The organism is Butyricicoccus sp. AM78-15b2TA, from assembly GCF_027665985.1.
Lineage (GTDB): Bacteria > Bacillota > Clostridia > Oscillospirales > Butyricicoccaceae > Agathobaculum > Agathobaculum butyriciproducens.
The window spans coordinates 234,319-253,251 of record NZ_JAQEHY010000004.1 but is presented as its reverse complement, the minus strand read 5'-3'; the positions used below and the strand labels follow the sequence as shown (position 1 = coordinate 253,251).

19 protein-coding genes and 1 pseudogene are annotated in these 18,933 nt (G+C 57.3%); 18 read left to right on the top strand and 2 right to left on the bottom strand.

What is annotated here, in order from left to right; genetic code table 11:
• The 3 genes and pseudogenes from PGS25_RS06235 to PGS25_RS06225 all read left to right on the top strand — a co-directional run.
• A pseudogene (locus tag PGS25_RS06235) lies at positions 1-231 on the top strand (collagen-like protein); the annotation flags it as partial.
• Positions 232-347: 116 nt separating this feature from the next.
• Positions 348-536 carry a hypothetical protein gene (locus PGS25_RS06230; RefSeq protein ID WP_110436632.1) on the top strand — a complete coding sequence of 63 codons (189 nt, stop codon included), beginning with the start codon at positions 348-350 and terminating at the stop codon, positions 534-536.
• A gap of 280 nt (positions 537-816) precedes the next feature.
• Complete coding sequence (locus PGS25_RS06225) at positions 817-2,640, top strand: polysaccharide deacetylase family protein (protein WP_270418011.1); 1,824 nt, start codon at positions 817-819, stop codon at positions 2,638-2,640.
• 175 nt (positions 2,641-2,815) lie between these two features.
• Here the strand turns inward: PGS25_RS06225 and PGS25_RS06220 are convergent, their stop codons facing one another.
• Together PGS25_RS06220 and PGS25_RS06215 are read right to left on the bottom strand one after the other, a co-directional pair.
• On the bottom strand, positions 2,816-3,529 hold the full coding sequence (locus tag PGS25_RS06220) for a response regulator (RefSeq protein ID WP_118361760.1): 714 nt from the start codon (positions 3,527-3,529) through the stop codon (positions 2,816-2,818).
• Positions 3,526-4,605 (bottom strand): sensor histidine kinase, encoded by a 1,080-nt coding sequence (locus PGS25_RS06215; protein ID WP_270418010.1) that lies wholly within the window; start codon positions 4,603-4,605, stop codon positions 3,526-3,528. The genes PGS25_RS06220 and PGS25_RS06215 overlap by 4 nt, the downstream gene beginning before the upstream one ends.
• A 290-nt stretch (positions 4,606-4,895) precedes the next feature.
• Between PGS25_RS06215 and PGS25_RS06210 the strand changes: the two genes are divergently transcribed.
• The 15 genes from PGS25_RS06210 to gatC all read left to right on the top strand — a co-directional run bounded on the left by PGS25_RS06210 (position 4,896) and on the right by gatC (position 18,933).
• Entirely contained in the window at positions 4,896-5,552 is a 657-nt protein-coding gene (locus PGS25_RS06210; RefSeq protein WP_270418009.1) for a site-2 protease family protein, read from the top strand.
• Between the two features lie 3 nt (positions 5,553-5,555).
• On the top strand, positions 5,556-6,269 hold the full coding sequence (locus PGS25_RS06205) for a segregation and condensation protein A (protein WP_270418008.1): 714 nt from the start codon (positions 5,556-5,558) through the stop codon (positions 6,267-6,269).
• A complete protein-coding gene (scpB, locus tag PGS25_RS06200; RefSeq protein ID WP_270418007.1) occupies positions 6,253-6,891 on the top strand; it encodes an SMC-Scp complex subunit ScpB in 639 nt (212 codons plus the stop codon). Before PGS25_RS06205 ends, scpB begins: the two co-directional genes overlap by 17 nt.
• A gap of 6 nt (positions 6,892-6,897) precedes the next feature.
• Positions 6,898-7,530, top strand: coding sequence for a DUF2953 domain-containing protein (locus tag PGS25_RS06195; RefSeq protein WP_270418006.1), 633 nt, complete (start codon positions 6,898-6,900; stop codon positions 7,528-7,530).
• 32 nt (positions 7,531-7,562) lie between these two features.
• Positions 7,563-8,003: a GerW family sporulation protein gene (gene ytfJ, locus PGS25_RS06190; protein WP_270418005.1), complete on the top strand. Its 441-nt coding sequence runs from the start codon at positions 7,563-7,565 to the stop codon at positions 8,001-8,003.
• A 71-nt stretch (positions 8,004-8,074) separates the two neighbouring features.
• On the top strand, positions 8,075-9,151 hold the full coding sequence (locus tag PGS25_RS06185) for a D-alanyl-D-alanine carboxypeptidase family protein (protein ID WP_270418004.1): 1,077 nt from the start codon (positions 8,075-8,077) through the stop codon (positions 9,149-9,151).
• Positions 9,152-9,330: 179 nt separating this feature from the next.
• Entirely contained in the window at positions 9,331-10,062 is a 732-nt protein-coding gene (locus PGS25_RS06180; RefSeq protein WP_270418003.1) for a pseudouridine synthase, read from the top strand.
• Positions 10,063-10,193: 131 nt separating this feature from the next.
• Positions 10,194-11,063, top strand: a complete 870-nt coding sequence (locus PGS25_RS06175) for a MurR/RpiR family transcriptional regulator (protein WP_110436642.1) — start codon at positions 10,194-10,196, stop codon at positions 11,061-11,063.
• Positions 11,060-12,289: an NAD(P)/FAD-dependent oxidoreductase gene (locus tag PGS25_RS06170; protein ID WP_270418002.1), complete on the top strand. Its 1,230-nt coding sequence runs from the start codon at positions 11,060-11,062 to the stop codon at positions 12,287-12,289. Before PGS25_RS06175 ends, PGS25_RS06170 begins: the two co-directional genes overlap by 4 nt.
• Complete coding sequence (gene cmk, locus PGS25_RS06165) at positions 12,286-12,969, top strand: (d)CMP kinase (protein ID WP_227109852.1); 684 nt, start codon at positions 12,286-12,288, stop codon at positions 12,967-12,969. Before PGS25_RS06170 ends, cmk begins: the two co-directional genes overlap by 4 nt.
• Entirely contained in the window at positions 12,966-13,550 is a 585-nt protein-coding gene (locus PGS25_RS06160; protein WP_270418001.1) for a lysophospholipid acyltransferase family protein, read from the top strand. The genes cmk and PGS25_RS06160 overlap by 4 nt, the downstream gene beginning before the upstream one ends.
• The gene (locus PGS25_RS06155) at positions 13,547-15,478 is read left to right on the top strand and encodes a bifunctional 4-hydroxy-3-methylbut-2-enyl diphosphate reductase/30S ribosomal protein S1 (protein ID WP_270418000.1); all 1,932 of its coding nucleotides are present in this window, start codon (positions 13,547-13,549) and stop codon (positions 15,476-15,478) included. The genes PGS25_RS06160 and PGS25_RS06155 overlap by 4 nt, the downstream gene beginning before the upstream one ends.
• 312 nt (positions 15,479-15,790) lie before the next feature.
• Positions 15,791-16,489, top strand: a complete 699-nt coding sequence (gene yunB / locus PGS25_RS06150) for a sporulation protein YunB (protein ID WP_270417999.1) — start codon at positions 15,791-15,793, stop codon at positions 16,487-16,489.
• Positions 16,490-16,562: 73 nt separating this feature from the next.
• Complete coding sequence (gene ligA, locus PGS25_RS06145; protein WP_270417998.1) at positions 16,563-18,557, top strand: NAD-dependent DNA ligase LigA; 1,995 nt, start codon at positions 16,563-16,565, stop codon at positions 18,555-18,557.
• A gap of 88 nt (positions 18,558-18,645) precedes the next feature.
• Positions 18,646-18,933, top strand: a complete 288-nt coding sequence (gene gatC / locus PGS25_RS06140) for an Asp-tRNA(Asn)/Glu-tRNA(Gln) amidotransferase subunit GatC (RefSeq protein WP_110436649.1) — start codon at positions 18,646-18,648, stop codon at positions 18,931-18,933.

The following is an 18,933-nucleotide window of genomic DNA, read 5'->3' as shown; positions in this document are numbered from 1 at the left end:
ACCGGCCCGACCGGCCCCGCAGGTGAAGCAGGCGCAGTCGGTGCTACCGGTCCGACCGGCCCCGCGGGAGAAGCGGGCGCAGTCGGCGCTACCGGCCCGACCGGCCCTGCCGGTACAAGTCCGGAACCGGCGGCATCGGTAGCAGACGCAACCGGTGCGGACGACATCGTTGCACGGTTCAACGAGCTGCTCGACAGTCTGCGCGAGGCGGGACTGCTCAGGCTGCCGTAACCGCACAGAAAGGGAGTGGAAACACTCCCTTTTTTCTTTGTGCTGGCATTCGACTTTATGCGCGGCTTGTGCTATACTGATAGCAGAAATACAACAGCAGGAAAGCAGGAAGTATCATGACAATTCTGAATTGTGAATGCGGAAACGAGATTTTCATCATGGACGAGACCGAAGCAACGGCTTGGCAGTGCGAGCAGTGCGGTCAGTGGTATGATTTCTTCGGTGTAAAGGTGCCCGACCCGGCATCTGTGCAGCCGAAAAAGTCGCCTCATCTTGTCAACTGGAGTGCGGGCGAGGATTTGTAAGGCGAAGCGCCGCGGCAGCGCGACCGGAGCCTGCGCAAGAAGCCGCGGCAGCGCGACCGGAGCCTGTGCAAGAAGCCGCGGCAGCGCGGACGGAACTCGCGCAAGGAACCGCTGCTTTAATTGTGCGGTGCTGCCGTAAGTCTGTCGTCAGAAAAGGACAGGAAAAGCGCGGGCGGAAGCTGTAAAAAGTAACAGAACTGTAACCTCGCTTTGTGTCGAAAGGTGGTATACTTATATCTTAGCAGCATATATTATAAAAAGGATAGGAAGGATGACAAAAATGGCATATGAATCGGCGCGGCAGGCGCCGCGCAGCCCGCATAGAAGAGGGCGCAGACGCAGACGGCGCAACAGTCACTACGGTGTGCTGTTTGCCCTGATCATTCTGATCATTGCGGTCATTTTCTTTGGTGTGCGGGCGGTCCGCTCGATTGTCGGAAACGTGGTCAGCAGCAACAACGTGCTGGTGTATCAGGTGGGAAACACGAATGCATATAAGAACGGCAAGACGATACAGGTTGACGCTGCGCCTTACCGTGACAGTCAGGGCAACGGCATGGCGTCCATCAGCTCGCTGTGCGATAATCTCGGATTGGAGCTGAACTGGGACGAGAATGCCAAATCCGGCACGATCACACTCAAAAAGACCGTGCTGACAATTAAGCTCAGTGATACAAACCTGCAGGTCGGTGACGCGACCGAGACCTTTGCCTCCGCACCGGTGGAGAAGAACGGCGTGGTTTATGCGCCGGTCAAGGATATCTGTCAGGCACTTTCATGGCAGACCGGCGAGGTTGCCGCCGAAAACGGCGATCTGATCATCATCAGTCAGGCGAAAAAGGCACTGACCGATAAGAAGATCGGTGAAATTACGGATGATGCGCTCAAGGTGCTCGGCCCGGCTGAGGGACAGGTGATGAGCGGCAGCATCGTTATGCGAACCGGCTCGGATCAGCTGCTCTATGAAGGCAGCACCAAGCACATGGTGGAAGAAGGCAAAAAGCTGGGTGCAGGTGTGCTCGATCAGGACGGCACGGCGTATATCCCGCTCAAGGCCGCGATGACCGCGCTCGGCGGCAAGGCCGAGGACGACGGCAAGGGCGCATGGAATGTCACCTGCGGCGAATCCACCGCGACCGTGGATGCGGACGATGGCAAGACCAAGGTGGACGGCAAGCGCGCCTCCGGCAATGGCTTCTCCACCTACACGGATCAGGATAAGAACCGTTTTTACGTTTCTCCGCAGGTGCTTGCGGCGATCCTTGGCAAGACGTATACCGATCTCGGTGACGGCGTATTCTCGTTCACCGGCGTAACGCTTGACGGCTTTGACAGCCAGAAGGCATACCTCAAGAACATGAAGGATAAGCTGGGCGATGCTGTGGACGGCGATATTCCGGAGGCCGATGTCTATATCGCGCTGACGTTTGACGACGGTCCGACCGGCAAGAAGGACGGCTATCCAAACGGCCTGACCAACTATCTGCTGGACGGTCTCAAGCAGCGCGGCGCAGTCGCTACGTTTTTGATGGTCGGTGAGCGTGTCTCCGAGGTATCGGATGTGCTGCCGCGCATGGTAAACGAAGGCCATGAGCTGGGCAACCACACCATGAATCATCCGATGTGCCACCTGACCGGCCTCGGCACGGATGACATCCGCAGCCAGATTGACGATGCGACCAATGCGATCAAGGATATTGCAGGGCAGGCACCGCAGGTGCTGCGTCCGGTAGGCGGCGGCGTCAACTCGGATGTTAAGGCGGTAGCCGCAGAGCTTGGCTATCCGATCATCAACTGGAGCGTGGACACCGAGGACTGGAATTACCGCGATGCCGATCATGTGAAGAAGGTCATCGTGGAGCAGGCGCAGGACGGCGATGTTGTCCTGATGCACGACCTGTATGAGACTTCGGTTCGGGGTGCGCTGGCAGCGATCGACGAGCTGCAGAGCCGCACGGATAAGACCTACGCGTTTGTAACGGTCTCTCAGCTTGCCGCAATTCACGGCATCACGCTGGAGCCGGGCGTTGTATATAACGCACTGAGCGACAAAGTCGCGCAGCAGATCGCGGACGGCAGCTATTCGCCGACGGAGTTTACCTGAACAAAGAAATCCCGAACCAAACGGTTCGGGATTTTTTGTTTAGGAATGGAGAATTGATAATGGAGGATTGAGCATTACGGAACTACGCTATGCGCGGCATGAAATAACGCGCATAGCGCGATACCTCGTCGCAGCGCGGACGGAACTCGCGCAAGGATAGCGACATTTTCCATTCTCAATTTTCACTGTTTTCCGCCATACGATATCCCACGCCGACCTCGGTAAACAGGTACTCCGGTTCGGCAGGATTTTTCTCGATCTTGCGGCGGATATTTGCCATATTGACGCGCAGGATCTGGTTGTCACCGCCGGCTCGCGGTCCCCACAGCTCCTTGATGATGTAATCGTAGGTAAGCACCTTGCCGGCAAACTTGCCGAGCAGCGCAACGATACGGAACTCGCTGAGCGTGAGGTGGACATTCTCGCCGCGGACGAGCACCTGATGCTTGTTATAGTCGATGGTCATTTCACCGACCGTGTAGGTGCCCTCGCGGGCAATTTCGCTGTTCGCGGAGGTGGTTCTTGTGTGGCGGATGGCGGTGCGCACGCGCGCGAGCAGCTCGGCGGTGCCGAACGGCTTGGTCAGGTAGTCGTCTGCGCCGAGATCGAGCGCCTGCACCTTATCGTGCTCATGCGAGCGGGCGGAAACCACCACCACCGGCAGGCTCGACCACGAGCGCAGCTCGCGCAGGACGTCAATGCCGTCCATATCCGGCAGACCGAGATCGAGGATGACCAGATCCGGACAGTGCGAGGAGATCATGGTCTTTGCCTCGCTGCCCGAGCGGGCCAGCAGCGTTTCGTAGTCGTTGGAGTTCAAAATAGTGGAGATAAAGTGCGCAATGCTCTTTTCATCCTCCACGATGAGTATTTTTTCTCGAATGTTCATTGCAGTTCCGGCTCCTTTTCTATCATCGGCAGACAGAAGATGAATTCCGCACCGCCGTCCTTATTTTGTGCGTGCATCGTGCCGCCGTGTGCGCGGACAATGGCGTTGCATACAGAAAGTCCCAGCCCCATATTGCGCTTGCCGTCTCCGGTGGGCGTGTCGCTGTGGCGCAGCGTTCCGCTGAACAGCACGGGCAGCAGCTTGGGCGGGATGCCGCCGCCGTTGTCCTGCACGGCAAAGACGGCGTTTTCGCCATCCTGATGCACAGAGAGCGCAATATGAGTGGTGTTTTTGCCGTGCCGAACGGCGTTTTCAAGCAGATTGGTCATGACCTGCTCAATGAGGATCGCATCCATCGGCACGATGAGCAGCTCATCCGGAACAGCCACCGATATCTTGATGCCGGGATAGTGCTTGCGGAATTTGCGGGCGACCTCGCCGAGCACCTCCTCGGCGGCCTCAGGCTGCTTGGTGATCCGGGTGTCCTCGCCCATGCGGGTGATGGACAGCAGGTTTTCCACCACGCGGACCAGCCACTGCGCGTCATCGCGCACATCCTCGAGCAGCTGATGCTGCTGTTCGAGAGACAGGTCGGGCGTTTCCAGAATGGCCGAGGTTGAACCGATAATGGAGGTCAGCGGCGTGCGGATGTCGTGCGAGACCGAGCGGAGCAGGTTGGCGCGCATTTTCTCGCGCTCGCTCTCCATGCGAAACTGCTCCTGCTGCTTGATCTTGGTGGTCATCGTGCAGGTGATGAGCGATACGCACAGCATGACGAAAAACGTCAGCGGATAGCCGGTCATCGTGAAGTTAAATTCCCAGTAGGGGAAGGTGAAGATGTAGTTGATGCCGATAACGCTCAGGAATGCGGCAAGCGTGCCGAACAGATATCCGTTTGTGAAGCGCGAGATGAGCAGCACCGCGAGAACAAATACCGGAGAGGCGAAGCCGTCGCTGATGTCCGAGCGGCGCAGCAAGGTGCAAAGCGCCAGTGCACAGATAAATATCGCCGCGAAAATAAGGAAATCCCGCAGCGTAAACGAGAATAAACGCGGTTTACCGTCCTGTCGTTTCATGTCGAAGCCTCCAAGTGCATAAATGTACAAGTTAATTATAGCAGATAATCCGTTAATGTGCTGCTAAAACTTACTGAGTGGAGAATTATGCAGCAAAGATATTATCCATTCGGTAAGTTATCATGCAGGGCAGGGCACTTCGGAGCGCCCCGCCCTGCGATTAAACGACAAAATCCTGCCGAATGTTGTACAGAACAAATATTCGGGTGACAACAACCGCTATCCGTGTTATAATAATCCATTATAGGGTAATATAGAATCAGAATCACTGCAATAATGGAGGAAACAGCTTGCTTTGGAGAGCTTTGATGAGCGGCGATATCCGCTCCGCATTTATCACACTGGCGCTTTCGCTGCCCGCGATCGTGCTGTGCCTGTCCATCCACGAGACCGCGCACGGCGGTGCTGCCTATCTGCTCGGCGATCGTACCGCGCGTGATTCCGGCCGCGTAACGCTGTCGCCGATGGCGCATATCGACCCGATCGGTTTCCTGTGCCTGCTGCTGTTCGGCTTCGGCTGGGCGCGTCCGGTGCCGGTCAATATCGCCAATTTCAGGAACAGACGCTGGGGCATGGCGCTGACTGCGCTTGCCGGTCCGGTATCCAACTTTATTACCGCCTTTATCGCGTACTGCCTGTATTTTGTGGTGCGCATGAACATGGCGAATACGTTCCTGTGGTCGCTGTCGCAGTTCCTGCTCATCGTTGCGAGCATGTCGATCGGTCTGGGTGTGTTCAACCTTGTTCCGGTGCACCCGTTGGACGGCTCGCGCGTCGTTGACGCTTTTCTGCCGTTTTCGTGGTCACTCAAGCTGCAGAAGTACCAGAATATCATCTTTTTCGTGTTTATCGTGGCGCTCTGGTTCGGTTGGCTGGACGGCATTATGGACTGGGTCGGCAACGGCGTTCTCATGCTGGCGGTAAACTTCGTCAGCCTGTTTCTGTAAGCTATGGATTTTCATTTAGACAACTTTGACGGGCCGCTCGACCTGCTGCTGCACCTGATTTCCAAAAACAAGGTGAGCATTTACGATATCCCCATCGCGGAAATCCTTGAGCAGTACATGGCAGTTCTGCATGAGGCCGAGCACATGGATTTGGACGTTGCCGGTGACTTCATCGCAATGGCGGCGCAGCTGGTGTACATCAAGTCCAGGATGCTGCTGCCGAAGCACGAGGAGGACGAGGCCGAGGAGGACCCGAGAGCGGGGCTGGTCGAAATGCTGCTCGAGTACCAGAGACTCAAGAGCGCGACCGCGTTTTTTGCGGAAAAGAACGAAAACGGCCGTGATATCTACGTCAAACCGCCCGAACGGCAGGATGATGCGCCGGTGGAGTATCACCACACGGTAAACGATCTCATCCGCGCGGCAAACAAAATGCTGCGCCGCACCAAGCGCCGCCTGCCGCCGCCGGTGATCTCGTTTCAGGGCATTGTCGGGCGGGAGCCTGCACCGGTAGAGGGACGCGTCACCGCGATTCTCAAACGCTTTCTGTACCGGATGCGCGTGCCGTTTATGCGGCTGTTCGACGACGCGAGAAACCGCTCGGAGATCGTGGCTACCTTTCTGGCAGTGCTGGAATTATCCAAGACCCGCCGAATCCGTTTGGAAGGGGACGGCGAGGAGATGGAGCTGATGCTGACAAATGACAACACAAAATAACGGCAGCATGACGGCGCTCGAGGCCGGACTGGAGGCCGTGCTGTTCGCGGCAGGCGATGCGGTTACCCTGGAACGGCTGTCCGCGGCGCTCGAGGCCGCACCGGCGGAGCTGCTGGACGCGGCGGCTGCACTTGAGAACCGCTACGACTTCGAGAACCGCGGCATCATGCTGCTGCGTATCGAGGACAAGCTGCAGCTGGCATCCCGGCCGATGTACGGGCCGTATGTGCGCCGCGTGACCGAATCGCGCAGACCGCCTGCGCTGTCGCCTGCGGCGCTTGAGGTGCTGACCATCATTGCATACCGCCAGCCGGTGACGCGCGCGTTCATCGACCAGCTGAGAGGTGTCGATTCATCGAATACGGTGAGCAGTCTGGCGGAAAAGGGGCTCATCGAGGAGGCCGGGCGGCTGGACGTGCCCGGAAAGCCCATGCTGTTCCGCACGACCGACCAGTTCCTGCGCAGCTTTTCACTGGCAAGCATCGAGGACCTTCCTGCGCTGCCCGCACTCGAGGAAAACGAGCAGATGGAGCTGAACATGGACGGTACGCTGCACGAGACGCCGCCCGGCGAGCAGCTGCGCTTCTTGAACGGCGAGCTTGTGCCGCCGGAAACGGAGTGACCGCCTATGGGAACGGTTTTACTCTGGATTTTAGGCATTCTGCTTGGAATTGTACTGCTGGCATTGGTGATTGTGCTGGTGCTGCTGAATATTCGGGCAGGCATTGAAGCCGTCGGCGTGACCGGCGAGGTAAGCGTGGAGGCACGGTATGGGCCGGTTCGCATTCCGCTGTATCCGAGACCGCGCCACCTGAAAAAGAAAAAAGAGGAAACGGAAGCGGAGCAGAAGAAATCCGAGGAAAACGAAAAGAAAACGAGCGGAAAGCTCGGTCTTTCGCTGCCGAAGGACGGACTGGATGTCGGTGAGATCGCAGGCACGGTGCGCGATTTCCTCAGCGACCTGACCGACCGCCTGCGCATCAGCAGACTGCGGGCGCGCGTAGTTATCGGCACAGACGATGCGGCGCAGACCGGCATTCTGCTCGGGCAGGCTGCGGCGCTCTGCGGAATCATTGTTCCGTTCCTGGAGAATACTTTCGATATGCAGGATTACCATGTCAGCGCAGACGCGGACTTCAACGCCGACCATACCGAGTGGGCATTTACCGTAAACTGCTCGATACGGCCGATATCGCTCGTCAGAGTGCTGCTGCGGCATGGCAAGCCAATGTATAAGCTGTACAAGAAATATTTCAAATAATCAGTTAAAACGTATAAAGGAAGGCGAAAATTATGAGTGAACATCATCCTATCAGTGATTTGATGACCGAAACCATGTCCAAAATCAAGGAAATGGTGGATGTTAATACCATTATCGGCAACCCGATCGTAGCGGCGGACGGCACGACCGTTATCCCGGTCTCCAAGGTGTCGTTCGGCTTCGGCGCAGGCGGCAGCGAGTTCGCGTCCAAGCACGCGGCAAGCGGGTCTCCGCTTGCGTTCGGCGGCGGCAGCGGCGCCGGTGTGACGGTTTCGCCGGTGTGCTTCCTTGTCATCGGCAGGGACGGCAGCGCCAACATCCTCGGCATCAACGCACAGGCGTCCGACACGGTGGATCGTCTGGTCGAGATGATCCCGGGTGCGATCAACAAGGTGTCCAATTTCGTCAGCGGCTTCAAGGGCAAGACCGAGGACGCAGCCGAAGTGGCGGAACCCCTGTCCGGCGACGAATAAAACCGCGTTTTCCCGCAAAACCTACTCGCGTGAATGCTGAGTAGGTTTTGTTATGCGGGGAGTGGTGCAATGTGAAAAAGCTGTTTTGCGTGCTCGCGCTTTTGCTCGTGCTGCCGAGGGCAGGCGCGGTGAGCGCACGGGCGGCCGTCGTGATCGATGCAGACACAGGTGAAACGCTGTTCGAGCAGAACGCGGACAGCCGCCTGCCGATGGCGTCCACCACCAAGATCATGACCGCGCTCGTCGCGCTCGGCGAGGGTGACCTTGACCGCGTGTATACCGTAAAGCCGGAGTACGCCGCCGTGGAAGGCTCATCCATGTACCTGAAAGCGGGTGAGACACTCTCGCTGCGGGATACGCTGTACGGACTCATGCTCGCGTCCGGCAACGATGCGGCGGTCGCCATCGCGGGAGAGTGCGGCGGCATGAACGCCTTTGTGGGCAAAATGAACGCCAAAGCGGCGGAACTCGGTCTGATGGACACGCATTTCGACAATCCGAACGGCCTGCCGTCCGACACGCACTACACCACCGCACATGAGCTGGCCAAGATCACTGCGGCAGCGCTCAAGGACCCGGTGTTCCGGCAGATCGTCTCGACAAAAAGCTGCACGGTCAGCGGGCATGCGCTGAGCAATCACAACCGTCTGCTGAGCATGTACGACGGTGCGATCGGCGTGAAAACCGGCTTTACGCGGGCGGCAGGGCGGTGTCTGGTCTCGGCGGCCGAGCGCAACGGGCGCACCATCATCGCGGTGACGCTCAATGATCCGAACGACTGGAACGACCACATGGAGATGCTTGACGCCGGTTTTGCGCAGTACAGCGAGGTCACGCTGCATAAGGCAGGAGACACGATCGCAAACGCACGCGTGTTCGGCGGCGATACCGCGTCCGTGCCGCTCGCAGCGAAGAATACTGTGACGGCATATCTGCTGCCGGGTGAAAAGGAGAAACTGCAGCGCGTGCGCTACGGCGAGAAAATCTGCTATGCACCGGTCGTGAGGACGGCGCAGGCGGGTTCGGTCGAGTATCGGCTCGGGGATTGCGTCTTGGGACGCGATACACTGGTCTATGGCGGGGAATCGCTGCTTCCGGCGGAAGAAAAATCCTTCGTTGAACGCATTATGGAACGGTTTAGAAATTGAGAATTGAAAATGGAGAATGGAGAATGACGCTATCCTTGCGCGAGTTTCATCCGCGCCGCGTCGGAATCGCCGCAGCGCGGCGTAATTAAATTCCGCCTGTAAGGCAACACATTCATTTTCCATTCTCAATTCTCCATTTTCCATTAAAACAATAGAACAACACGAAAGAGGTAACATAAATGGAAGAAAGACTGCAGAAATTACTGGCGCAAGCAGGTTTGTGCTCCCGCCGTGAGGCGGAGCGTTGGATCGACGACGGCCGCGTAACGGTAAACGGCAAAAAGGCTTCGGTCGGTGACAAGGCCGATCCGCGCCGTGACAAAATTTTCGTGGACGGCAAGCCCATCGGCGGTGCCGAGGAAAAGGTGTACTTAATGCTGTACAAGCCGCGCGGTTACGTCACCACCATGAAGGACGAGCACGGCCGCAAGACGGTTGCCGATCTGGTGCGCGGCTGCGGTGCGCGTGTCGTGCCGGTCGGCCGTCTGGATTACAACTCCGAGGGTCTGCTGCTGCTGACCAACGACGGCGATCTGCTTAACGCGCTGACCCATCCGCGCCACGAGGTAGAGAAGCATTATGAGGTGCGCGTGCGCGGCAATCTGGAAAACATCCCGAAGCTCGCAGAGCCGATGGAGATTGACGGCTACAGCATCCGTCCGGCAACGGTCGTTACGATCGACCGCGATGAGCTGAGCGCCAAGCTGCGCCTGACCATCCACGAGGGCCGCAACCGCCAGATTCGCAAAATGTGCGAGAAGTGCGGTCTGGAGGTTCGCCGCCTCAAGCGCGTGGCAATAGGCACGATGCCGCTCGATCCGCACCTCAAGAGCGGCGCATGGCGCGAGCTGACGAATGACGAGATTGCGTATCTGCAGGACATCGCTGCCGATGTGCAGGAGAACCTCTGATCTTCTAAGGGAATCCCTGCCTTTTTGCAATTTGCACCCATATGCTCTTGCATTTTTTTGCAGGTTCACTTACAATAGTATCGTGCAAATGCAGGAATGTATGCAGAGAATGCAATGCAGGAGAGAATATAATGAATGACCTGATCACAAAAATTCAAAGCGAGCTGCCCGGCTTTTCCAAGGGTCAGAAGCAGATCGCGCGTTTTATCTTAGAGCACTACGACAAGGCTGCGTTCATGACCGCGAGCCGTCTGGGTGTGACTGTCGGCGTGAGTGAAAGCACGGTCGTGCGCTTTGCGACCGAGCTTGGCTATGACGGCTATCCGCACCTGCAGCGTGCCCTGCAGGAGATGATCCGCAACAAGCTGACCTCGGTGCAGCGCATGGAGGTTGCGGGCGACCGCATGGGCGGCCGCGATGTGCTGCAGACCGTGCTGCACGCGGATACGGACATGATCCGCGTAACGCTCGACGAGATCGACCGCGATGCCTTTCAGGGCGCGGTGGACGCGCTCATGGGCGCCAAGCGAATCTATATCCTCGGTGTGCGCTCCTCGAGCGCTTTAGCCAGCTTTTTAGGCTTTTACTTCAACCTTTTGTTTGAAAATGTGACGCTTGTACATACGAACAGCGTCAGCGAGATTTTCGAGCAGGTGCTCCGTGTCGGACCGGGTGATGTGCTGTTCGGCATCAGCTTCCCGCGCTACTCCAAGCGCACGCTGAGTGCGATGAAGTACGCCCGCGACCGCGGTGCCCGCGTTATCGCACTGACCGACTCGCAGCTGTCGCCGCTGGCGCGTGTGGCCGATCATGTGCTGCTCGCACGCAGCGATATGGCGAGCTTTGTCGATTCGCTCGTGGCGCCCTTGTCGGTCATCAACGCACTAATCGTGGCTGTCGGCATGAGCCGCCGCGATGAGATTGAGCAGACATTTAACAAGCTGGAGCGCATCTGGGAAGAATACGACGTATATGAAAAACCGGAGGACGATATAAATTGAACATTATCGTAATCGGCGGCGGCGCAGCCGGTCTGATGGCGGCAGGCACTGCCGCGGAGCAGGGCGCGCAGGTGACGCTGCTGGAAACCAACGAAAAAGTTGGCCGCAAACTGTTTATCACGGGCAAGGGCCGCTGTAATGTGTGCAATAACTGCGATGTGCAGGAGGTTCTGCGCAACGTGCCGGTCAACCCGCGCTTTCTGTATTCCGCGCTCGGCGGCTTCGGTCCGGCGGACGTGATGGACTTTTTCGAGAGCCGCGGCGTTGCCCTCAAAACAGAGCGCGGCAACCGCGTGTTCCCGCAGTCGGACAAGGCAGCCGACATCATCGATGCGCTGTTCCTGTGGGTGAAAAAGGCGGGTGTGACCATCGTACATACGACCGCAGACGAGCTGCTCATCGAGGACGGTGTGCTCACAGGCGTTCGTGCCGGTCACAAGACCTATAAGGCAGATCGCATTATCGTGGCGACCGGCGGCGCGTCCTATCCGCAGACCGGCTCGACCGGCGACGGCTACCGCTTCGCGAAGCAGGCGGGACACACGGTTGTGCCCGCAAATCCGTCGCTCGTACCGCTCGTCGAGGACGGCGACACCTGTCAAAAGCTAATGGGTCTCAGCCTGCGCAACGTGCAGCTGACCGTGTATGAAAACGAGAAGAAGCTCTACTCGGACTTTGGCGAAATGCTGTTCACACACTTCGGTCTGTCCGGTCCGCTGGTGCTGTCCGCGAGTGCGCATATGCGTCATTTCGGCAGCAAAAAGTACCGTGTGGAGATTGATCTCAAGCCTGCGCTGGACGAAAAGACGCTCGACAAGCGTCTGCTCTCGGACTTTGACAAGCACAAGAACAGCGATTTTATCAACGCGCTCGGTGAACTGCTGCCTAGGAAAATGATTCCGGTGGTGATCGAAAAGAGCGGCATCGACCCGCGCGAGAAGGTCAATTCCATCACCAAGGCACAGCGTGCCGCGCTGCTGCGCGTACTCAAGGCGTTCCCGGTCGAGATTTCCGGCAAGCGTCCGATTGCTGAGGCGATTATCACTACGGGCGGCGTATCCGTCCGCGAGGTCAGCCCGAAAAGCATGGAGTCCAAAAAGCTGCCGCACCTGTATTTCGCAGGTGAGGTGCTCGATGTGGACGCCTACACGGGCGGCTTCAACCTGCAGATTGCGTGGTCCACGGGCCGTCTGGCGGGTCTGTCGGCTACGGAGGAGGAATCATGATGAAGTACATTTCGGTTGCCATTGACGGCCCGTCCGGGGCCGGAAAATCCACCGTGGCGCGTGCTGCCGCGGCAAAACTCGGCTATGTATATGTGGATACGGGTGCGATGTACCGTTCCATCGGTCTGGCGGTGTGCCGCAGGGGCATTGCCGGAGAGGATACGGCAGGCATTATCGCAACCCTGCCGGAGATTGCCATTCAGCTGACCTATCAGGACGGCGCACAGCACGTTCTCCTGAACGGCGAGGATGTCTCCGAAGCCATCCGTACACCGGAGATTTCGTACTACGCGTCCAAGGTATCCGCTGTGCCGGAAGTACGCCGGTTTCTGCTGGAAACCCAGCGCAATATGGCGAAAAACGGCAATATCCTGATGGACGGCCGCGACATCGGCACGGTTATCCTGCCGGATGCGCCGGTCAAGATTTTTCTGACCGCCTCGGCACAGTCCCGTGCGGAGCGCCGCTATAAGGAACTGATTGAGAAGGGGCAGCAGGTGACGATGGACGGCATCCTGCACGATATCAACGAGCGCGACAGGCAGGACATGACGAGAGCCGTTGCGCCGCTCAAACAGGCGGACGATGCGGTTCTGCTGGATACGAGCAGCCTGACGCTCGAGGAGAGCATAGCAGCCGTTCTGCGTATTATTCGTGAAAAAACGGAGGAAAAGGCATGAAATTCAAGTACCACCGCTGGTTCCAGGCTTTGGTTGTGCCGCTGGTAGCGCTGGCGTTCCATATTTTCTTTGGCTATCGCGTGATCGGACGCGAAAACATCCCGGAGGGCGGCTGCGTTGTCTGTCCGAACCATGTGCAGCTGTCCGACCCGCCGTTTGCGGCGGTCGCACTCGGCGGCAAGACGCCGCTGCGCCTGATGGCGAAAAAGGAGCTGTTCCGGAAGAAGATATTCGCGTGGCTGATCGCGGCGCTCGGCGCTTTTCCGATCGACCGTGAGGGCGCGGATATCACCGCCATCAAGACCGCGCTCGGCTGTGTCCGTGCCGGTCAGAAGCTGATCATTTTCCCGCAGGGCACACGCCATGCTGCCGAAGGCGAGACCAAAAAGGGCGCGGCTATGTTGGCAGTCAAGACCCGGGCACCGATCCTGCCGATGTATATCACCGAGGGCAAGCGTTTCCGCTGCAGAGCCACAGTCGTGATCGGCAAGCCGTTCACGACGGATCCGAAGCAGAAGGACTACGGCCTGATCGCGGATGATATCCTGCGCCGCATCTACGCGCTGAAGGAGCAGGTATGAGCGTAACGGTAGCTAAAACCGCCGGATTCTGCTTCGGCGTGCGCCGTGCCGTGGACCTCGCCGAGCAGCAGGCGAAAAAAAACGGAAAAATTTATGCCTATGGTGAAATCATTCACAACATGCACGAAATTGAGCGGCTGGAGAAGCTCGGTGTGCACACCGCGCATGCGCTGGAGGACATTCCGGACGGTGCCGGCGTGCTCATTCGGGCGCACGGTGTACCGCGGAATGTTTACACGCTGCTTCAAGCAAAAAAGTGCGAAATCTTTGATGCAACCTGCCCTTTTGTGCGGAAAATACACAAAATAGTGGACAAAGAGAGCGCGGACGGACGGCTGATTGTCATTCTCGGCAGCGCCGGACATCCGGAGGTTGTGGGCATTCAGGGCTGGTGCGGCGAGTCGATCGTGCTTGAGGGTGAGGAACAGGCGAGAGCCTTCTCGGAACGGCCTGAAATGGAAGATAAACCCATTTCTCTGGTCGCACAGACCACCGTCAACCGGTCAATTTGGAATATTTCCGTAGGACTTATAAAAAAAAGGTGTACAAACCTCAAAATTTTTGATACAATATGTAAAGCGACGGATGAGCGCCAGTCGGAGGCTCGTCTGCTTGCCGGTGTATCGGATCAAATGATCGTGATCGGAGATAAGAAAAGCTCCAACACCAAACGGCTGTATGAGATCAGTCGGTCGCTGTGCTCGGATGTGCGCTACATCGAAGACGCGGCAGAGCTTACTACGCAGGAGCTCGGGCAGCACCAGCACATCGGGATCACGGCGGGAGCGTCCACACCGGCATGGATAATTAAGGAGGTCAGTAACATGATGAGCGAAGAAACCAAGATTGAAACTGGTGAGGACTTTGCAGCAATGCTGGAGGAGTCCTTCAAGACTTTAAATAATGGAGAAAAGGTAACCGGCACCGTTGTAGGTATTTCCAATAACGACGTACAGGTAGATCTGGGCGTTAAGCACACTGCGTATATCCCGCTGGGTGAGCTGTCTGACGACCCGAACTACGACGTAGCTGCCAACATCCACGTTGGCGACGAGATCGAGGCTGTTGTTGTTCGCGTAAACGACGGCGAGGGCACCATCACTCTGTCCAAGAAGCGCGTTGATCAGCTGAAGGGCTGGGAGACCGTTGAGAAGGCTTACGAGGAGCACACCCCGGTTGAGGGCACCATCGTTGAGGAGAACCGCGGCGGCGTTGTAGCAACTGCATTCGGCGTACGCGTATTCATCCCGGCATCCCAGACCGGCGTACCGAAGGATCAGCCGATGAGCCAGCTGGTTAAGACCAAGCAGTCCTTCTATATCACCGAGATCAACCGTCAGCGCAAGCGCGTTGTTGGTTCTATCCGTCAGATCCAGCAGGAGGCTCGCAAGGCTGCTGCTGAGCAGATCTGGAACACCATCGAGATCGGCAACGAGTACGACGGCACCGTTAAGTCCCTGACTTCCTACGGCGCATTCGTAGACATCGGCGGCGTGGACGGCATGGTTCACATCTCCGAGCTGTCCTGGGGCCGTATCAAGCACCCGTCCGAGGTCGTTTCTGTTGGCGACAAGGTAAAGGTATTCGTTATCGGTCTGGATAAGGAAAACAAGAAGATCTCCCTCGGCTACAAGCGCGAGGAGGACAATCCGTGGAACGTATTCAAGTCCAAGTACGACATCGGCTCTGTTGCTGAGGTTAAGATCCTCAAGTTCATGCCGTTCGGCGCATTCGCTGAGATCGTACCGGGCGTTGACGGCCTGATCCACATTTCTCAGATCGCTGATCACCGCATCGCAAAGCCGGAGGACGAGCTGGAGGTTGGCCAGGTTGTCGAGGCTAAGATCATCGACATCAACGATGAGAAGAAGAAGGTATCTCTGTCCATCCGTGCTCTGCTCGAGGACGGCGAGGATTACGAGGACTAATTCCTCATTTAGCTGTTAAGCGCAAAGAAGCACCTGATTTATCGGGTGCTTCTTTTTTGTTAATTGGTGATTGCGAATTGGTAATTAGTAGTCAGTAATTAACGTGACGGTTAAGCGGTTATGTAAAATAACCGTCCTAATGTGTCCTAATCTGTTAAAAAGGGAATATATATTGGCAGATAATAATAGTAAAACAGTTTAGGACGGTTTAGGACAGTTTTTTAATAGAGAAATATATTGTAACGCTTTACCGCAGGGTGCGACAAGGTGATTATGCAAACGTATGCCGCATACGCTGAATGGGGTGGTATTATGCGGCGCAGACGAAAAAATGGCAGGAGACTGGCACTTGTCATACTGATACTGATAGTAGCGGCTGGTCTTGGTCTGCTGACCATACGCTTTCAGCGCATTTTCATGGAGTACGCCGTCAACGTCTGCGAGGACAGCGCCATCAAGGAGATCAACACCTTGATGGAGGACGAGGTTTTCTCCCATCCGGAAGAATTTGCCGACCTTGTGGTGCTTGAGCGCGACAGCGACAACCGCATCACGGCCTTGCGTACGGATATTATCGCAGTCGGAAAGGTGAAGGCGCGTATCGTCAACGGTCTGTTTGAACACCTGGATTATCTGGAGGAAACGCAGACCGAGGTGCCGCTCGGCACGGTATTCGCGCCCAGTTTGTTTACCGGAATGGGCCCGAGGGTGAAGGTCGGTCTTGCGGGTCTTGCTCAGATGGAGGCGCAGTTCGTCAGCGCGTTTACCTCGGCGGGCATCAACCAGACGCGCCACCGGATTCTCATTGAGGTACACGCCGGCTTCCGCATTCTCACGCCGTTTGGCGGGGAAGACCGGGAAATCGTCTCGACATACCCGGTCACGGACACGGTTATCGTCGGCACGGTGCCCGAACGGTACACCTATATCGGCGGCTCCGGCTCTGATCTGCTCGGCGAAATCCGCGATTACGAGGAAAATTCGGATATTTCTCACGAAATCGGAAAATAATACTTCAAAAACTGCTCGTCATTTGGTATACTTAATCTGTGTGAGTATTTGCTCACACCAAAGGAGTTTTATTATGGACGTGCGTGAGCAGATTACCGCTCTGCGGGAGCAGCTGCGGTATCACAACGAAAAATACTATAACGAGGACGCGCCCGAGATCACCGACTATGAGTACGACATGCTGCAGCGTCAGCTTCGCACGCTCGAGGCCGAGCATCCGGAGATGGCGGACGCGAACTCTCCGACCCAGCGGGTCGGCGGTACGGCGAGCAGCCGGTTTGCCAAGGTAACGCACGCCTACCCGCTCGAAAGTCTGCAGGATGTTTTCTCGTTTGACGAGCTGGGCGAGTTCTATTCCCGTGTGGAGAATGCCGTCGGACAGGCGGAGTACGTTGTCGAGTACAAGATCGACGGCCTTTCGGTCGCGCTCGAATATGTGGACGGCGTGTTCGTCCGCGGTGCGACACGCGGTGACGGTCAGGTGGGCGAGGACGTAACCAAGAACCTCAAAACCATCAAGGACATCCCGAAAAAGCTGGAGAACGCGCCGCCGCATCTCATTGTGCGCGGTGAGGTCTACATGAAAAAGTCCGTGTTCGATGCCCTCAACGCCGAACTGGAGCTGCACGAAAAGCCGCTTCTCGCCAATCCGCGCAACGCGGCGGCGGGTTCTCTGCGGCAGAAGGACAGCAAAATTACGCGGGAAAGAAAGCTGTCCATCTTCTGCTTCAACATTCAGAACAGCGACGAGCTGCCGATGGAAAGCCATGTGCAGGCGCTCGATTACCTCAAGAGCCTTGGTTTTCCGACAAGTCCGCGCTATCCGGTCTACACCGACCCGCAGGACGTGCAGCGCGAGATCGAGAACATGGGCGAGACCCGCGGTGAACTGGATTTCGACATTGACGGTGCTGTTGTCAAGGTCAACTCCTTCGCGCAGCGTGAAACGCTCGGCTCGACCGCGAAATTCCCTCGGTGGGCGGCGGCGTACAAGTACCCGCCCGAGGTCAAGCAGACGCTTCTCAAGGATATCGTCATCACGGTGGGACGCACCGGCGTGCTGACGCCGAATGCCGTGCTTGAGCCGGTAAGGCTTGCCGGTACAACGGTTTCGCGCGCAACGCTGCACAACCGCGATTTTATCCGTCAGCTCGATGCCCGCGTGGGCGACATTGTTTCCGTCCGAAAAGCCGGAGAAATCATTCCGGAGATCATCGGCGTGGAAAAGGACCGGCGCCCGCTGGATTCCGTGTCGTATGAGTTCCCGAAGTTCTGTCCGGTGTGCGGTGCGCCGGTGTACGACGATGAGGACGAGGCGGCTATCCGCTGCACGAGTGCCTCGTGTCCGGCGCAGCTTTTGCGAAACCTGATGCACTTTGCGTCGCGTGACGCGATGGACATCGACGGCTGCGGCGAGGGCAACCTGCAGAAGCTGATCGACGCCGGACTGGTCAAGTCGGCGGCTGACCTGTACGACCTGACGGTCGAGCAGCTGCTGCCGCTCGGTAAAAAGGTGGACGTCTGGGCGAACAACCTTGTCCGCTCGATCGAGGCGAGCAAGACCCGCGACCTGTCGCGGCTGCTGTTCGCGTTCGGCATCCGGCATGTCGGCCAGAAGGCGGGCCGCATCCTGAGCGACCACTTCGGCTCGCTCGATGCGCTGCTGACTGCGCCGGTTGAGGAGATGACCGAGATCCGCGACATCGGCCAGACCACAGCGGAGAGCATCGCCGCATGGCGTGAGCTGCCGCAGTCGCATACGCTCATCGAGAAGCTGCGCGCACACGGCGTCAACTTCATCGGTGAAAAGACCGCAAAGAGCGACCTGCTCGCCGGAAAGACCATTGTGGCAACCGGCAGCCTGACGCTCTATACCCGCAAGGAGATCAACGATCTGATCGAGTCTCTCGGCGGCAAAGCGGCCGGTTCGGTGTCGAAAAAGACCAGCTATGTCGTCGCAGGCGAGAATGCCGGCAGTAAGCTGCAGAAGGCAGCGGAGCTGGGTGTTCCGGTGCTGACCGAGGAAGAGTTTAAGACGATGATTGAAGAAGGCAGCGGAAACGCTTAAATAAGATATGCCGTAGGGCACCCCGTCCTACGATAGATCATAAAATTCGTATCATAGATTTAAGATAAATAATTAGGAGGCAAACGACATGGCAATTTCCAGAAAAGAAATTGAGCACATCGCGTCCCTGGCACGTCTGGATTCGACCGGCGGCATTTTCGACCGTCTGGCCGATGACATGCAGGGTATCGTCGCAATGGTGGACAAGCTGGCTGAGCTTGACCTGGGCGACATCACCGATGTTATCAACACCGAGCGCAAGAATGCGTTCCACGAGGACGAAGTGATCCAGGAATTCACGCCGGATGAGCTGATCGAGCCGAATGCACCGGACTTCCAGTGCGGCGGCGTAGCAGTTCCGCGTGTTGTCGAGTAA

What these genes read in the sequence shown, in the direction of transcription:
- PGS25_RS06230 (WP_110436632.1), top strand. Translation starts at nt 348, where the DNA reads ATGACAATTCTGAATTGTGAATGCGGAAACGAGATTTTCATCATGGAC.
- PGS25_RS06225 (WP_270418011.1), top strand. Translation starts at nt 817, where the DNA reads ATGGCATATGAATCGGCGCGGCAGGCGCCGCGCAGCCCGCATAGAAGA.
- PGS25_RS06220 (WP_118361760.1), bottom strand. Translation starts at nt 3,529, where the DNA reads ATGAACATTCGAGAAAAAATACTCATCGTGGAGGATGAAAAGAGCATT.
- PGS25_RS06215 (WP_270418010.1), bottom strand. Translation starts at nt 4,605, where the DNA reads ATGAAACGACAGGACGGTAAACCGCGTTTATTCTCGTTTACGCTGCGG.
- PGS25_RS06205 (WP_270418008.1), top strand. Translation starts at nt 5,556, where the DNA reads ATGGATTTTCATTTAGACAACTTTGACGGGCCGCTCGACCTGCTGCTG.
- scpB (WP_270418007.1), top strand. Translation starts at nt 6,253, where the DNA reads ATGACAACACAAAATAACGGCAGCATGACGGCGCTCGAGGCCGGACTG.
- PGS25_RS06195 (WP_270418006.1), top strand. Translation starts at nt 6,898, where the DNA reads ATGGGAACGGTTTTACTCTGGATTTTAGGCATTCTGCTTGGAATTGTA.
- ytfJ (WP_270418005.1), top strand. Translation starts at nt 7,563, where the DNA reads ATGAGTGAACATCATCCTATCAGTGATTTGATGACCGAAACCATGTCC.
- PGS25_RS06180 (WP_270418003.1), top strand. Translation starts at nt 9,331, where the DNA reads ATGGAAGAAAGACTGCAGAAATTACTGGCGCAAGCAGGTTTGTGCTCC.
- PGS25_RS06175 (WP_110436642.1), top strand. Translation starts at nt 10,194, where the DNA reads ATGAATGACCTGATCACAAAAATTCAAAGCGAGCTGCCCGGCTTTTCC.
- cmk (WP_227109852.1), top strand. Translation starts at nt 12,286, where the DNA reads ATGATGAAGTACATTTCGGTTGCCATTGACGGCCCGTCCGGGGCCGGA.
- PGS25_RS06160 (WP_270418001.1), top strand. Translation starts at nt 12,966, where the DNA reads ATGAAATTCAAGTACCACCGCTGGTTCCAGGCTTTGGTTGTGCCGCTG.
- PGS25_RS06155 (WP_270418000.1), top strand. Translation starts at nt 13,547, where the DNA reads ATGAGCGTAACGGTAGCTAAAACCGCCGGATTCTGCTTCGGCGTGCGC.
- yunB (WP_270417999.1), top strand. Translation starts at nt 15,791, where the DNA reads ATGCGGCGCAGACGAAAAAATGGCAGGAGACTGGCACTTGTCATACTG.
- ligA (WP_270417998.1), top strand. Translation starts at nt 16,563, where the DNA reads ATGGACGTGCGTGAGCAGATTACCGCTCTGCGGGAGCAGCTGCGGTAT.
- gatC (WP_110436649.1), top strand. Translation starts at nt 18,646, where the DNA reads ATGGCAATTTCCAGAAAAGAAATTGAGCACATCGCGTCCCTGGCACGT.